Source organism: Proteus sp. fly-1008, assembly GCF_040140305.1.
In the GTDB taxonomy this organism is placed as follows: Bacteria; Pseudomonadota; Gammaproteobacteria; order Enterobacterales; family Enterobacteriaceae; genus Proteus; species Proteus vulgaris_B.
This window is the reverse complement of the sequence record NZ_JBEEWH010000006.1, coordinates 162,510-178,454: the sequence shown is the minus strand read 5'-3', so window position 1 is coordinate 178,454 and position 15,945 is coordinate 162,510. Positions and strand designations below refer to the sequence as shown.

Below are 15,945 nucleotides of genomic sequence, written 5' to 3'. Positions count from 1 at the left end.
ATCTCAGTTATTTTTATGTGTATTATTTTTACTAGCGGCTATAATATAAATCCATACGACCGTATTTAAAAGAGGTTTTTTTATGGGGCGTCAAAGAACTATTGATAGAGAAAAACTGTTAGAAGTTATCTTCGACATTGTAATGGAGCAAGGTGCTGCGGCATTAACCATCGATACGGTGGCGAAAAGAATGGGAATATCAAAAGGGGGCGTCCAATACTGTTTTAGCAGTAAAGAAGCGATGATTGATGCAATGTTTGAGCATTGGGAAGAGAGTTATGAAACCAAATTTAAGGAAGTCATTAAACAGGATGACTCACCTGAAAATCGCGTCACAGCACATATTTATGCCACTCAGGCTCATGATCAAATCTCTTTTGCTAAAGGGGCAAGTTTATTAGCGGCTCTGTTACAAACCCCTGAATATCTACAAGGTACCAAAGCGTGGTATCAACAGCGATTAGCGGGTTTAGATCTCACGACAGAAACAGGAAAACGTGCAAGATTGGCTTTTTTAGCAACAGAGGGAACATTTTTATTACGCTATTTAGGCTTAATGGATATTAACGATAATGAGTGGCAATCTATCTTTGACGATATTGATTCAGTACTGATTGAAAAAGAAAAAAGGCAATAAAAAAGCATATTGTTAAGAGAACAACATGCTTTTTATTGATGATAATGGGCTAGAATTAGTAATACATAGCAATTAGCTTATTGTCGATCTCTTTAACGTCAACGGGTGTGTCGAAAATATCTTCGATAATGTCTGCTTTCATGATCTCTTTAGGTGAGCCGTGATAATACAGTTGTCCATTACGCATGGCTAAAATATAGTCAGAGTAAACAGAGGCAAAATTGATGTCATGAATAACGATAATAATGGTTTTTCCTAATTCATCTGCAGCTTTTCGCAGAAGTTTCATCATTATTACCGCATGTTTCATATCAAGATTATTCAGTGGCTCATCAAGCATGACATATTCTGTATCTTGGCATAGTACCATCGCAACATAGGTACGTTGACGTTGCCCACCCGATAATTCATCTAGATAGCGATGGCGAAATTCAGTTAGATTTAAAAAAGCTAATGACTCATCAATCACTTTTTTATCATCGAGTGTTAAACGGCCCTTGCTATAAGGATAACGCCCAAAGCCAACTAATTCTTCTACGGTTAAACGGCTGACGAATTGATTTTCTTGGCGCAGTATTGAGAGATTTTTTGCCAGCACATCACTATCTGTTGCCGCAACATCCATGCCGTTAACACTGACCATACCACTTTCAGGAATTAATAAACGTCCAATAACAGACAGCAGTGTAGATTTACCTGCACCATTAGGACCAATAATCGAAGTAATACCGCCACGTTGAATAGTCGTTGTAATATTATCGAGAACGGTTATATCTTGATAATGCTTTGATATCTTGCTGATTTCAATCATATTAAAGTCTTCTTAACACCAAATAGATAAAGAACATCCCACCGACAAACTCAATCACAACAGAAAGTGTTCCTGTCATTTTTAAACCATATTCTAAAACGAGTTGCCCACCAATTAAGGCGATAGTACCCAGTAAAAAGGCAACAGGCATTAAGAAACGGTGCTGACTACTACCACTGATATGGTAAGCAAGGTTAGCGACAATTAAACCTAAGAAGGTTAATGGGCCGACTAAAGCGGTCGAAACAGCGACTAAAACAGAAATCAGTAATAAGATATAAGTGGTTTGCTTGCGGTAATTAATACCAAGGTTAATCGCATTCGCTTGACCTAATGCCATTACATCAAAACTATAGCGCATCCGCCAAAGTAAGATACCGACGACAATGATAATGGCTAAAGCGCAAAAGATAAGATCAGGCGTTGCTCGAGTGAAAGTAGCAAACATGCGACCCTGTAAAATGGAGAACTCATTAGGATCCATTAAACGTTGTAATAGTGTGGCTGAACTACGAAATAACGTACCTAAGATAATCCCAATCATCAGGACTAAATTGATGTTAAAACGTACGGAGCTAAACAACCAACGATAAAGTACAACCGAAAATAGCACCAATAATGTTGATTCTAAAAAGAATTTTGATAAGTTCAACATCCATGATGCAGGCATATCGCCTTCAAAAAAGACAAACACGGTTTGTAATAATACAAACAGCGCTTCTAAACCCATTAATGAAGGAGTCAAAATACGGTTGTTGGCAATGGTTTGAAACAGGATAGTCGAAACACCAGCTGCAAATGCCACTACAATCATGGTGAGAATAATGTAGGCACGATGAGTCAGAATATAAGAGATATTGCCGTTTAGGTTTATCGTCATAAATAACACAATAGATAATAACGATGCCCCTAACAATAACCAGATACGAGACATGGGTGAAAGGCGCATTTTCTTATGTTCGGCAGCGCCAGTACATTTGCTAATTATGGATGAATTAACTTTTTGCATAACGTTGCTGCTTTAGTAGTAAAAAAAGGAAAATGACGGCACCCACAGCGCCTAAAATAACACTGGCAGGAATTTCAAATGGGTAGCGAATAAGTCGGCCAATCACATCACACAATAAAACAATCGCACCACCACTCAAGCAAACCCACGGAATAGTTTTACGAATATTATCACCCATCACTAAGCTCACTAGATTAGGTACAATTAAGCCAAGGAAAGGTAAGGCGCCAACAACAGACACAACTACACCACTAATCAGTGCGATAATGGATAATCCAATGATCATCACCTTGCGGTAATTAAGTCCCACATTAATGGAGAATTCACGTCCCATACCAGCCACAGTAAAGCTATCAGCAACCCAACATGCCATTAACGCAAGTGCACCAACAAGCCATAAGAGTTCATAGCGGCCTTGTAATACACTTGAAAAATCGCCACTTGTCCATGCATCTAAAGATTGCAATAAATCGAAATAAACAGCTAAGAAGATAGTCAATGCACCGATAACAGCGCTAAGCATAATCCCCACTAAAGGCACTATTAGTGTCGTTTTTAATGTGATCCTTTGTAGAAGCAACATAAATAACAAAGTACCAAGAAGGGCGAAAACGGTCGCTACCAACATTTTGGTAAAGATGCCAGCTGCTGGAAAGAGCAACATAACGACTAATAATCCAAGGCTTGCCGATTGAGTGGTTCCCGCAAGAGAGGGTTCGACAAAACGATTTTGGGTTAGTAGTTGCATAATTAAGCCTGCAACACTAATGGCACCACCGGCGAGTAATAATGATAGGGTTCTTGGAACACGGCTGATAAAAAAGATATCGCGCATATCGGGATCAGAAAAAAGCGAAGCAGGAGTAATATCTCCTGCGCCGACAAATAGACTGATCATTGAGAGGATAGCAACAAGTCCTATCCCCAATGATAAATGGAACGTTTTCATTCAGTTACTTTATTTTTTTTGATCCAGTGCTTGATTGATAGTATCCATTAAGCGAGAGTAAGTTTGGATCCCGCCGGAAATATAAATAGAGCTTGCATCAAGATAGATAACTTGGTCTTTATTCCAAGCATTTACTTTTCTTACCAGCGCATTATCAAGGACTTGTTGCGCAGGTTGTGAATCTTCACGACCAATCGCAGCGTCACGGTCAATAACAAACATCCAATCTGGGTTAAGTTTTAACAGTAATTCAGAGTTGACGATGTTGCCGTGTGAACCTGGGCTATCAAAAACATAAGCAGGTTCAAAACCTAATACGTCATAGATAAAGCCAAAGCGAGAGCCTGGGCCATACGCTGAAATCTTACCACCACTGACTAACACAACCATTGCTTTACCAGCATCCGGTGTTTTGGCTTTTACAGTATCAATTTTACTATTGAAATCAGCCAGTAATTTTTTGGCTTGTTCTTCTTTGCCAAAAATTTGACCTAATGTTGTTGTGCGTTCAGCAAGGCTTTCAACAAAACGTTTAGGGTCGATATCCATTGAAATCGCAGGCGCAATTTCACTTAATTTCGCATACGCATCGCGAGCACGACTACCACTTAAAATTAAATCAGGCGCTGTTGTGCTGAGCTTTTCATAGTTTGGCTCGAATAACGCACCTTCATTGATGTAGTCGTTTGGGTTGGTGTATTTTTCTAAGAATTTAGGTAAATGAACATTGGTTTGTGGCAGACCAACAATAGGAGCACCTAATGCATCAATAATATCAAGGGTTTCCATATTCATCACAACCACTTTCTGTGGGTGAGCTGGAATTTCAGTTGTCCCTTGAAAATGTTCAATCGTGAGAGTTTGTTTCTCTGCTGATTGTGCTGTTGATGTGTCTTGAGCGTTATCACAACCAGCGATAACAAGTGAAGAAAGCAGTAAAAACAGTGGGCTTAATGACTTTTTAAACATTCTCTTTCCCATATTGTTGCAACACGAAATAAGACGGATCTTTACAGCAGTGGCTTAAATGTCGATCCACAAAGAAGATGATAATACCATCAAAAGTATAAAGAGTAATGATACTAATTCACATTCTCATAATAATAAAGGGTTAACTTGACTAAAATGGCGAAATTTTGCGAGAGATCATTAAAGGAAAATAAAGAACAAATTTTGTGACGTGAAAGAACTCTTAAGATTATTTGCTCAATTTGTGAAGAGTGTCAAAAGAGCAGGTCAAGGAGAGACAATTCTTAACCTATAAGAAATATCGTTAGCTAGTATCATTGCGTATACTTCATTCAAGCAGAAACAATCCTTATTTTAATCTTACTTTGGTTTCTGTACTGACACAGTAATGAATGCACAAGAGAAAACCTTGTTATCTCTAAGGTAAATCGTTGCCAATTCAAGAGGGTTTTATGCAAAAGAAATATATTTACTTATTTTGTTCTGCTGGCATGTCAACATCCCTTCTCGTGACCAAAATGCGAGCACAAGCAGAAAAATATGATGTGCCTGTGGTCATTGAAGCTTTTCCTGAAACGTTAGCTGCACAAAAAGGGCAGGATGCGGATCTGATTTTGCTGGGTCCACAAATTAGCTGGATGTTACCTGATATCCAAAAATTACTCCCGAATAAACCGGTCGAAGTGATCGATTCTCTGTTATATGGAAAAGTAGATGGCTTAGGCGTGTTAAAAGCCGCTGTTGCCTCTATTAAAAAAGCATCTGCAACAACAAATTAATTTTATTTTTTTATTATTTAAATTTTTTATTCCAGTCAAAGAGCGAATTTTTCAGCAAGCCGAGTAATTAGCGGCATTTAAAGGGTATTTTTCTATGAGTAAGTTCATTGGTTCACTTGAAAAGGTACTCCTTCCTTTTGCGGTTAAAATTGGAAAGCAACCTCACGTTAATGCGATTAAAAATGGCTTTATTCGTTTAATGCCGTTAACCCTTGCAGGGGCAATGTTTGTACTTATCAATAACGTTTTTCTTAGTTTTGGTGATGGCTCCTTTTTTTATTCTCTAGGTATCCGCCTTGATGCGTCAACAATAGAAACACTCAATGGATTTAAAGCTATTGGAGGGAATGTCTATAACGGTACATTAGGTATAATGTCGTTGATGGCGCCGTTCTTTATCGGAATGGCATTGGCAGAAGAGCGAAAAGTTGATCCAATTGCAGCAGGCTTACTCTCTATTGCTGCCTTTATGACGGTAACACCTTACAATGCAGCTGGGGCTTATGCTGTTGGCGCTAATTGGCTAGGTGGGGCAAATATTATTTCAGGGATCATTATTGGTCTTGTTGTGGCTGAAATGTTTACCTTTATTGTGCGTCGTAATTGGGTTATTCGATTACCTGATAGTGTCCCCGCTTCTGTTTCGCGTTCTTTTTCTGCGTTAATTCCCGGTTTTATTATTTTATCAATTATGGGGATTATTTCGTGGGGATTAGCGACGTATGAAACAAACTTCCATCAAATTATTTTAGATTCTATCTCAACACCATTAGCATCAATGGGTTCTGTTGTAGGTTGGGCATACGTTATTTTTACCTCTCTACTGTGGTTCTTTGGTATTCATGGTTCACTGGCACTTGCTGCACTTGATAGTGGCATTATGACACCGTGGGCATTAGAAAACGTATCACTTTATACCGAATACGGTTCAGTAGAAGCCGCTTTGGCAGCCGGTAAAACGTTCCATCTCTGGGCGAAACCGATGTTAGACTCCTTTATCTTCTTAGGCGGTACAGGGGCAACACTGGGGCTTATTATTGCAATCTTTATCGCATCCCGTCGTGCGGATCATCGCCAAGTTGCTAAACTGGCATTACCCGCAGGTTTATTCCAAATTAATGAGCCGATTATTTTTGGTTTACCTGTGATTATGAATCCAGTGATGTTTATTCCTTTTATTCTTATTCAACCTATTCTTGCTGCAATTACTGTGACTGCTTATTACTTAGGGATAATCCCACCAGTAACAAATATAGCGCCATGGACGATGCCAACGGGGTTAGGTGCATTCTTTAATACTAACGGCAGTATTGCAGCACTGTTATTAGCGCTGTTTAACTTGGGTGTAGCAACACTGATTTATCTTCCTTTTGTCATCATCTCAAACAAAGCACAAACTGAAATTGAGAAAGAGGAGAGTGAAGAAGATATTGCCAATGCATTGAAATTTTAAGTCATAGAAAAAGAAGTGCAGAGGTTTATCTGCACTTCTTAGAGTCAAAGAGGATATACCATGTTAGATATTGAAAATGCAGTTGATAGCAGTGCTACAGAAGATGAATTTGAAGAGATAATCATGGGCCTTATCATTAATTCAGGCCAAGCACGCAGTGTCGCTTATGGTGCATTAAAAAAAGCCAAAGAAGGTGATTTTGAAGGTGCTAGAAAGTTAATGGAGCAATCACGCGAAGCCTTAAATGAAGCTCATAAAATACAGACACGTTTAATTGGTGATGACCAAGGTATCGGAAAAACGAAAGTCAGTTTAGTTTTAGTCCATGCACAAGATCATTTAATGACTTCAATGTTAGCCAGAGAGTTAGTGACAGAATTAATCGAGTTGCATGAAAAGATAAAATAAGGTGAATGCTGTGGTGGAGTCATTGAGAGCACAAAGCGAAATACGTATGGTCTATGAAGATCAGCTATTTAATGGCAAAAATTTTCATGTCTTTATTTATAATAAAACAGAAAGTGTCAGTGGACTGCATCAACATGATTATTATGAATTCACCATTGTTTTAACAGGGCGTTATTATCAAGAGATAAATGGCAAAAAGGTTTTATTAGAGCGTGGTGATTTTGTTTTTATTCCCATTGGCTCTCACCATCAGAGTTTTTATGATTTTGGTGCGACACGTATTTTAAATGTAGGGATCAGTAAAGCTTTTTTTGATAAACATTATTTCTCGTTATTACCTTCTTATTTTATTGCCTCACAGGTTTATGAATTAAAAAATGAGTTTCTCTCTTATATTGAATCTGTTATTAGCTCATTAAATTTTCGCCATACGGAATTTAATGAATTTATTGAAATTGTCACCTTTAATGTGGTGAATAGATTACGACACCATCGAGATAATCGTATTGAAGATGATATTCCCTTATGGCTAAGAGATACCGTAAGCGAGATGCATGATAAACAAAAGTTTGGTGAAAATGCACTGGTTAATATGGTGATGCTATCAGGAAAATCACAAGAGTATTTAACACGGGCAACACGGCGTTATTACGATAAAACGCCTATGCAAATTATTCATGATATTAGAATTAATTTTGCAAAAAAACAGTTAGAAATAACAAATTATTCGATAACCGATATTGCTTTTGATTCTGGCTATAGTAGCCCAAGTCTATTTATTAAGACATTTAAGAAAATAACATCATTGACGCCAAATAGTTATCGAAAAAATTTGTGCAGTATTAAAGAAACAAACTAATTCATTATTAAGCGTAAAAAATTAATCAATAATAAAGATTGATTTAATTTGAAATAGAGAGAAAGAAGAAAATAAGCTTATTTTCTTCAGGGCTCTTTACGTCTTAATTTCGCCATTAATACACAAATAACAGCATTATTGTGCTGTATGGGAGTATTTTATGAGTCATAAATTAAAAATCGTTACCATTGGTGGTGGAAGCAGTTATACGCCTGAATTGTTAGAAGGTTTTATTAAGCGTTATCATGAATTACCAATCACTGAATTATGGCTGGTGGATGTAGAAGAAGGAAAAGAGAAGCTTGATATTATTTTTGAGCTTTGCCAACGCATGGTAAAAAAAGCGGGTATTCCTTTAACCGTTTATAAAACTCTTAATCGCCGTGAAGCGTTAAAAGATGCTGATTTTGTCACAACACAATTGCGGGTGGGTCAATTGAAAGCAAGAGAGCTTGATGAGTCGATCCCGTTAAGTCACGGCTATTTAGGACAAGAAACCAATGGCGCGGGTGGGCTATTTAAAGGTCTACGCACGATCCCTGTTATTTTCGATATTATTAAAGATGTTGAAGACATTTGCCCTAATGCATGGATCATTAACTTTACCAATCCAGCGGGCATGGTAACTGAAGCCGTTTATCGTCATACTAACTTTAAGAAATTTATTGGGGTTTGCAATATCCCAATTGGCATGAAGATGTTTATTACAGATGTTCTTAAGTTAACAGATAAAGATGAACTCTCCATTGATTTGTTTGGTTTAAATCATATGGTGTTTATTAAAGATGTCATTGTAAATGGTCAATCCCGTTTTCCTGAATTATTGGATGGTGTTGCTTCAGGAACATTAACCGCAGGCTCGGTGAAAAATATTTTCGATTTACCTTTTAGTGAAGGGCTAATCCGTTCTCTTAATATGTTGCCGTGTTCTTATTTGCTTTATTACTTTAAGCAAAAAGAGATGTTGGCTATAGAAATGGGTGAATATTACAAAGGCGGGGCTCGTGCTAAAGTAGTTCAAAAGGTCGAGAAACAACTGTTTGAGTTATATAAAGATCCTGATTTAAATATCAAACCGAAAGAGTTGGAATTACGTGGTGGTGCCTATTATTCTGATGCGGCCTGTGAAGTGATTAATGCTATTTATAATGATAAACAAGCTGAGCATTATGTGAATATTCCACATCATGGTCATATTGATAATATTCCCGCAGATTGGTCAATTGAAGTGACTGCTATTTTAGGTCGAGATGGTGCTAAACCTCATCCTCGTTTAACGCATTTTGATGAAAAAGTAATGGGATTAATTCACACCATTAAAGCCTTTGAAATCGCAGCCAGTAAAGCGGCTATTAGCGGTGAATTAAATGACGCTTTATTAGCCATGAATTTAACGCCATTAGTGCTTTCCGACAAAGATGCAGAAGTGCTTACACGTGAAATGTTATTAGCGCATAAAACCCATCTACCTCATTTTGCTAAAGCAATTGCAGCGTTAGAAAAAGCCTCTCATTAATTGTCGGCGGATAAATATAAGTAATAAGGAGACAGAATGGCTGGTTTATTGATTGTGAATGCGGATGATTTTGGGCTTAGTAAAGGCCAAAACTACGGTATTGCAGAGTGTTTTCGTCATGGTGTTGTTAGCTCAACAACGGCACTTGTCAATGCTGAGGGAATTGAACACGCAGCACAATTGCGTCATGAGTTGCCTGACTTAGGTGTTGGGCTTCACTTTACTTTGACGATGGGTAAACCACTGTCTCCTTTACCTTCTTTAACTCGTGAAGGTGTATTAGGAAAATGGGTGTGGCAAATGGCAGAAGAGGGCAATTTACCGCTTGATGAAATTCGTGTTGAGCTTAACGCACAATATCAGCGTTTCATTGAGATCTTTGGTTGTGCTCCCGACCATATTGATAGTCATCACCATGTGCATATGTTTAAGCAAATCTTTCCTATTGTGGCGGAGTTTGCCAAAGAAAAGTCATTACCAATGCGGGTTGATAGACCGTTAGCACAAAAAGAAGGGATTGATACCCAAGGTGTAATAAGCAGTGATGGTTTTGATAGTCAATTTTATGGTGATGAAATTACACAAGCCCTCTTTTTAAAGGTGCTTGATGAGTCTAAAGCACGTCATGAGCAATCGTTAGAAGTGATGACGCATCCTGCTTTTGTCGATAATCCATTACGCGCAAGTGGTTATTGTTTTCAGCGTCTAACTGAACTTGAAGTATTAACAGATAGCGCATTAAAGCATGCTATTTTGGAAAGAGATTATCAGCTAGGCACGTATCAAGATTTAATGTAGTGGTTTTTAGACAATCGGAGTCTGTGTTATTCCCCTGGTGTGGGTCTTTTGAATTATTTTGCCTCTGTTTTTATAAAGCAGAGGCATTTTTGTTTTCAGAAGAAAAAAACTAAGTTGTAATTTTTTCAAACGAGTGGACTATTTCTGTTATTTTATAAGATATTGGATCTTCAATTTTAAAACATAAGTCATCATAAAAAACAAAGTTTTTACCCATGCCAAATGAACTTTCAAATATTATTCCATCACAGTTACTAAAGCTTTTTAGAAATTCACACAAAAACTGAGTAGGAATATAATCTATATTAGAACTTTCTGGTCTAACAGGTTTGGATAATTCACTAGAAAGCATTTCTAATAAATTTAAAATACTTATAACATTGTTGTATCTTGTTTCATCAAAAGAACATATTGATATTTTTTTTCTTGGAGATGTTAAGTCAATTAAAGAAACATCTTCTTCCAAAATTAGCTTAGATATATAAATAATGCTAGTATTATTAGGTCTAACTTCTGAAATACAAGTTTCTTCGTTATTAGCTAAATATAAATAGGATATTCCAATCGGATTTGCGCGGCCTGCTGTAGCATTTCCTGCGGGAGGTTTTCCCATTTTTGTCTTTTCTAATTGATGCTCATGTATTCTTGCCCTAAAGAAAAATTCATCTTTATCATACTTTACTTTTAGCTGCTCTATAATTTGGAAAAAATCCTCATCAGCATTATTATTTTGTATGTTAAACAGGGAAGAGTAAATTGAGTTTTTAGGGAAAAATCTATTTTTAAACTTAATCTCTTTTTTGAACTCTTCCCATTTGCTTATATGGCCTAAATAATCTTCTTTTAATAGGTATTTTTTTATTATATATTCATTTCCTAATATTTCACCAAGTAATTTCTTTGTGTTATGTATTTTTTCATTAAAGATATTAAAAGTATTTTGTAGAATATCAGATAATAACTCCCCTTTTTCGCTTTCAACTACAATTCCTAAAAATGGTTCAAAAAATCGAGATAAATCTTTAGGATTTATTGTAAATGCATTTTCTTTTTTACAATATCCACATCTATCATTAGTATGATTAAGGCCAATAGTTTTAATAATGGCAGAATCATGAAAACAATTAGAACAGCATAGTGTCATTTATCCACCTCGATATTAGAAGATAAATAATTACAAAGAGTTTCGATATGATGTTCAATAGAGATTTTCTTTAATTGGCCAAGTCCTGGAAAATGTTTTTCATTATATAAATATGCAAGTTCTCTGGTTCCAAGAGTATTATCAAAAGTATTAGGATATGAATTTATAAAATTAATATATCTAGCTAGAGCCTCATGGAATTTACCACCAGGGTTTGCTGGGCTATTACTTTTCTCAGAGGAAAAATGTCTAATAAACATTTGGTTATAGTCTTTTTCTATATAAGAAAGGTGTATTGTTACCACATAAGCAGGGCCTCCTGCTTCAGAATATTCAGCACCAACAATTGCATAGTCACTGAAACCAATAACATTCGGTCTAGTCAAATAATTAATATGTAAGTTGGAAAAACTTGAACGTTCTTTATAATCAGCATTTCTTGTTTTCTTTTGAAAAGGATCATCTATTAGAATAATGTTATTCTTTAATTGATACAGTTCATCATCTACAGTTTGTTTTGGAATGATAGAGTAAGTAGAACGATTTAAATATTGGAAGTGTTTTTTCTCTAGGATATCAGCTATAAATATAGCATTTACAGTAGGCAATTCATTAAGTACTAGACTATAGTTAATTGTATTATCTGCTATCTTTACACAGGGAATAAATTTTATTTTATTATCCATCGAAGATAATTTTATAATTAAATTAATACATTCGTTTTCAAAATCACCTAAGTTTGGATTAATAATAATTATTGGGATAATATTGTTTTCATTTAATTCTTTAATTGTTCTTACTAGTGGTAATAAATTTTTTCTAACGGGTTCTATTATAGGTTTGTAAATTTTATTATTTAATAAAGGAGCTAATTCACGTAATGCATTAAGTTCGAACTGCTTACCTCTTATAAAGGGGAAGTACATAAATCATCCTTATTTAGATATAAAGATAAAATATTTCTAAAAGCTTCTTGTTGAGTTGGAGATAACTTGAAGCTAATAGCCGAGTTAATTAATGATGATGGTAGTGATTCGAGCATGGAAAAATTTACTTTTCTATATTTTTTTAGTGCAGCTATATATAGTTTTCTTATGTCATCATTTGATGATTGATTGAAAATAGATAAACAGTGATTAAATAAATACATATTTGATGATACTATTTTTCTATTTGATAAATTTTCAGCAATATATACGTATTCTGCTTTTCTTAATGAATTAATCATTATCTCTCTATCAATGTCTACTTGTATTTTATTAGCTTTTCGAATTTCTATCAGTGCATCTCTATCGGTTAATTCAATAATTCCAACATTTTCAGGAACTATAGATATTACTTTTTGAGTATGACTTTTATCACATACAACATATACTTTTTCAAAGATTTTGAGGTAGGTTGATATTTGTTCTGGTAATCGAACTAGAGAATCAAATTTAGTTTTTATTTCATAACAAGTAGTACATCCATTCACGATGACACAATCGGCTTTGTTATTACCTACTCTCAATTCTGTTATCATGGTTGCATTATTATTGTGTTTTTTTAAAAATAGTTTTTGTGCAACAATATTCTTAAAAAAATATTCTGATTTATAATCTTTTTTACACTGTTTAAATGTTGATTCAAAGATATCAGCGATTTTTATTGGATGATTATTTAACGAAAGATAATTATTTATCAATGTATAAAGAAATGAAAAGTCACCTTGAGTAATCTTATGAATAGATTGACTCGTAAAAAGCTGTGAAGCCATTTTGCTTTTAAGTGAATTATGTTTATTTGATCTATTATTCATTTCAATATATATCCGATAATTATTCATAATTAATTATGATTGTATCATGATACTACTCGCTAAATAAAAAACATTTTTTTATTAGAATTCATGAGGTTAATTAAATATTTTATATTTAATAGCTTGAAGATGAAAACTTTATACTAAATAGATATAAAATCTAGAGGGTAATCTAATAATTGAGAGAATAATCAGAAAATAGAATGTAACAATGAAATAAAAATTATTCTTATTAATCAAAACCTATAACCAATACTGGCGATAAGCACCTTACTTGGATGGTTTTTTCCTTCCATTTTGAAATAACTGCCCTCATAGCTTAAAGCAAGTGTAATATTTTGTGGTGATGTTAACGTGATACCCGTTCCCCAACTTACTGATTTAGATGAGTGATCTTTATTTATATTTCCTAGTGTTTGATAACTCATACCACTTACCCCAATAACGCCATATAGCTCAACGAAAGGTGTTAATACATAGGCTGGACCACTGCAAGTGAGGCATAACGTAATCTCTCATTATGAGATTACGATTTGTAGGCTATCGATCCTGAAAGTTGCAGAGAGATTTTTTATTCGTATTAGTAAACTGATACTTCAAATTGATCCCATTAGCTGTGGGTAAATCTTTTATTTTGATATGGGCGTAGCCAATAGAAACTAGAGTATCACTATTTCTTTGCATAAATTGATGTAGTGAAAAATAAAGAAAAAGGTAAGCAAGCTCATAATAAAATATTTTTCATAAATATAGTTTTAAATGATAAGTTAATAGAAAGCACATATCATAAAATAATATGTGCTTAAGTTTATTTAAAAACGATAACCGATATTAGCAATAAAACCGTCTAAAATAATTTTATTGTCGGTATCTTTGAATTTAAAACGACTATTTTCATATCCAACAGAAATCGAAACCATTTCTGCTGGATTAATGATTAAGCCAGCACCCCAACTAAATGCATTTTTCTTTAATTGTTTTAATTCTGAACTTTCAGATTTAAATTGAATTTGGCTCATACCTGCGGTGCCATAAACACTCATAAAATCATTTAAACGTAATGTAGGACCCGCCATTACAGAATAATAACGTGCATTCACATCTTTAAAAAAAGTATTAACAGGTTTATTTAAATCATATTCATTTTGAGCATAAGTAGCTGTTGCTAAAATACCAAATTGTGAATTGATTTCTTGACGAATAGAAAAGACACCACCATGCATTGGATTTTGACCTGCCATTTTGACTTGTGCATAACCCGCTGAAAGTGTGGTTTTATCTAATTTAAAATCATCTTGAGCATAAACAGAAGAGGTCGATAATAAGCCACTAATAAATAAAGTTGATAATAATTTTTTTTTCATTAGTTATATCCCATAAATAAAAAACGGAGAACGTATTATGAAGCGAGGAGATTATAATAATGAGTTTGTTTTTAATGGAATAAAAAATAGTACATATACTTAAATAAGGTTATTTTATTAAAGTGTCTATTTAATTATTAATAAATTTATTAATAATTAATGTAAAATAAATATAACTCGTAATAAGAATCAATAATAAAACGAAAAAGTTGACATAAAAGGAAGGCTCTCTATTTTCTAGAGAGCCTTTGGGGATTTATTTAAGTCCTAGATCACTTTGTAGACTAATGATTTGATTTTGTAAATTCTCTAACTCAAGTTGTTTTTCCATCACTGATTTTGATGGATTGTTTTGTGCCGCTTTCATTTGCTTATCAATTTCATTGATCTGCTTTTGAATATCATTTTGCCCTTTAGTTTTTTGGCGAATTTGATTTAACAGATTATTCATTGATTGGCTTAATGCACGCTGGCTAGCTTGTTTACTTTTTAGATCTGCATTGGTCTGTTGTTTTTCTTTCTCAATGGCAGCAAGAACAGCTTTAAATTCGGTGTTTAATGCTTGTTCATTACCTAAAATCGCTTTTTTTTGTTCAATGCGATTATCATAAGTCCCTGAATAATTACAGTTAAATTTAGTAATTATACTGACATCACCCGTTGTTGGATCACAATCAGCAGGATTGGTGACACAACCGCTTAAAAGTAAGGTCATGCCAACAAGGGAAAGAGGTAAAAGTTTCATTATCATCCTTTTTAACGTTAACTAAGTTTTATTGCTGTACGTTGGGTATAAAGGCTATCAAGTTCTTCTTGTAAAGAGGTTACTTGTTGTTTCATCCCATTGATTTGTTTATCAAGCTGTGCCGTTTTTAGGCCATCTTGACGACTTTGCGCAGCAATATCACGCCATTCACCTTCACGTTTTTTCATATCCGCTAAACGAGAACGAAGTGCTGCAATATTGGCATCAATACCTTTTAATTGTTTTTCAGCTGCGACTTTATTAAGGCGTTGTTGTTTCATATCTTGCTCAATTTTTGCAAGGGCTTTTTTATCATCAGCAATAACCGCTTTCGCCGTATTAGAGGCGCTTTGTAAGCGCTGATTTTCATTTTGAATATCAGCAATCATAGAATTGAGCATCTCTTCTTTTGTCGCGTAATTTTGGCGTTTGTTGTCTAAATAGGCATTTGCACCAATACCGACACCACAGCCAGCTACAGCCGCAATGAGCATACAAGCGCCTTTATTGCTGGAGTTTGAGACTAAACAGCCTAATGCACCAATTGCCGCACCGCCTGCACAAGCAGTAATACCTGATTTGCTGAAAAACTCCATATCACTATTATTTTTCAAACGAGGATCAGTACCGTTATTACTTTGGCATCCTGATAAGGCAAGTAATGCACTAATGCCAAGTACCGCCATAAGTTGTTTGTTCATACCAC

At 34.9% G+C, this 15,945-nt stretch carries 18 protein-coding genes; 7 read left to right on the top strand and 11 right to left on the bottom strand.

Translation table 11 applies throughout. The annotated features are described in order from the left end of the window. Positions 1-82 precede the first annotated feature (82 nt). On the top strand, positions 83-637 hold the full coding sequence (locus ABN256_RS12130) for a TetR/AcrR family transcriptional regulator (RefSeq protein ID WP_196554431.1): 555 nt from the start codon (positions 83-85) through the stop codon (positions 635-637). Between the two features lie 55 nt (positions 638-692). On the opposite strand, the gene ABN256_RS12125 is transcribed toward ABN256_RS12130, so the two are convergent. The 4 genes from ABN256_RS12125 to ABN256_RS12110 are packed head-to-tail and all read right to left on the bottom strand — an operon-like array spanning position 693 to position 4,375. Then, a complete protein-coding gene (locus tag ABN256_RS12125; RefSeq protein WP_197269758.1) occupies positions 693-1,448 on the bottom strand; it encodes an iron ABC transporter ATP-binding protein in 756 nt (251 codons plus the stop codon). A 1-nt stretch (position 1,449) separates the two neighbouring features. Next, entirely contained in the window at positions 1,450-2,457 is a 1,008-nt protein-coding gene (locus ABN256_RS12120; RefSeq protein ID WP_196554430.1) for an iron chelate uptake ABC transporter family permease subunit, read from the bottom strand. Further along, positions 2,444-3,406, bottom strand: coding sequence for an ABC transporter permease (locus tag ABN256_RS12115; RefSeq protein ID WP_196554429.1), 963 nt, complete (start codon positions 3,404-3,406; stop codon positions 2,444-2,446). Before ABN256_RS12115 ends, ABN256_RS12120 begins: the two co-directional genes overlap by 14 nt. A 9-nt stretch (positions 3,407-3,415) precedes the next feature. After that, entirely contained in the window at positions 3,416-4,375 is a 960-nt protein-coding gene (locus ABN256_RS12110) for a siderophore ABC transporter substrate-binding protein (protein WP_109409029.1), read from the bottom strand. 452 nt (positions 4,376-4,827) lie between these two features. On the opposite strand from ABN256_RS12110, the gene ABN256_RS12105 reads away from it, so the two are divergent. The 6 genes from ABN256_RS12105 to chbG all read left to right on the top strand — a co-directional run bounded on the left by ABN256_RS12105 (position 4,828) and on the right by chbG (position 10,188). Next, the gene (locus tag ABN256_RS12105) at positions 4,828-5,154 is read left to right on the top strand and encodes a PTS sugar transporter subunit IIB (protein WP_072068900.1); all 327 of its coding nucleotides are present in this window, start codon (positions 4,828-4,830) and stop codon (positions 5,152-5,154) included. 94 nt (positions 5,155-5,248) lie between these two features. Further along, positions 5,249-6,607 (top strand): PTS N,N'-diacetylchitobiose transporter subunit IIC, encoded by a 1,359-nt coding sequence (gene chbC / locus ABN256_RS12100; RefSeq protein ID WP_072068899.1) that lies wholly within the window; start codon positions 5,249-5,251, stop codon positions 6,605-6,607. 60 nt (positions 6,608-6,667) lie between these two features. Continuing rightward, positions 6,668-7,015, top strand: a complete 348-nt coding sequence (chbA, locus tag ABN256_RS12095) for a PTS N,N'-diacetylchitobiose transporter subunit IIA (RefSeq protein ID WP_072068898.1) — start codon at positions 6,668-6,670, stop codon at positions 7,013-7,015. A 10-nt stretch (positions 7,016-7,025) separates the two neighbouring features. Then, on the top strand, positions 7,026-7,874 hold the full coding sequence (chbR, locus tag ABN256_RS12090; RefSeq protein WP_196554428.1) for a transcriptional regulator ChbR: 849 nt from the start codon (positions 7,026-7,028) through the stop codon (positions 7,872-7,874). A 160-nt stretch (positions 7,875-8,034) separates the two neighbouring features. After that, entirely contained in the window at positions 8,035-9,390 is a 1,356-nt protein-coding gene (locus ABN256_RS12085; protein ID WP_196554427.1) for a 6-phospho-beta-glucosidase, read from the top strand. Between the two features lie 36 nt (positions 9,391-9,426). Beyond that, the gene (chbG, locus tag ABN256_RS12080) at positions 9,427-10,188 is read left to right on the top strand and encodes a chitin disaccharide deacetylase (RefSeq protein ID WP_196554426.1); all 762 of its coding nucleotides are present in this window, start codon (positions 9,427-9,429) and stop codon (positions 10,186-10,188) included. Between the two features lie 109 nt (positions 10,189-10,297). Here chbG and ABN256_RS12075 read toward each other — a convergent pair whose 3' ends face one another. From ABN256_RS12075 to ABN256_RS12045, 7 genes are all read right to left on the bottom strand, one after another. Continuing rightward, complete coding sequence (locus tag ABN256_RS12075) at positions 10,298-11,332, bottom strand: RES domain-containing protein (protein WP_196554425.1); 1,035 nt, start codon at positions 11,330-11,332, stop codon at positions 10,298-10,300. Further along, positions 11,329-12,258, bottom strand: a complete 930-nt coding sequence (locus tag ABN256_RS12070) for a sce7725 family protein (protein WP_349439506.1) — start codon at positions 12,256-12,258, stop codon at positions 11,329-11,331. The genes ABN256_RS12075 and ABN256_RS12070 overlap by 4 nt, the downstream gene beginning before the upstream one ends. Continuing rightward, the gene (locus ABN256_RS12065) at positions 12,240-13,130 is read right to left on the bottom strand and encodes a sce7726 family protein (RefSeq protein ID WP_340894314.1); all 891 of its coding nucleotides are present in this window, start codon (positions 13,128-13,130) and stop codon (positions 12,240-12,242) included. Before ABN256_RS12065 ends, ABN256_RS12070 begins: the two co-directional genes overlap by 19 nt. Positions 13,131-13,366: 236 nt before the next feature. Continuing rightward, positions 13,367-13,558, bottom strand: a complete 192-nt coding sequence (locus ABN256_RS12060; protein WP_196554423.1) for a hypothetical protein — start codon at positions 13,556-13,558, stop codon at positions 13,367-13,369. A gap of 384 nt (positions 13,559-13,942) precedes the next feature. Next, positions 13,943-14,494 carry an Ail/Lom family outer membrane beta-barrel protein gene (locus ABN256_RS12055; protein ID WP_196554422.1) on the bottom strand — a complete coding sequence of 184 codons (552 nt, stop codon included), beginning with the start codon at positions 14,492-14,494 and terminating at the stop codon, positions 13,943-13,945. 256 nt (positions 14,495-14,750) lie between these two features. Next, a complete protein-coding gene (locus ABN256_RS12050; RefSeq protein WP_340894309.1) occupies positions 14,751-15,239 on the bottom strand; it encodes a hypothetical protein in 489 nt (162 codons plus the stop codon). A 17-nt stretch (positions 15,240-15,256) separates the two neighbouring features. After that, positions 15,257-15,940, bottom strand: a complete 684-nt coding sequence (locus ABN256_RS12045; protein ID WP_340894307.1) for a hypothetical protein — start codon at positions 15,938-15,940, stop codon at positions 15,257-15,259. Between the last annotated feature and the right edge of the window lie 5 nt (positions 15,941-15,945).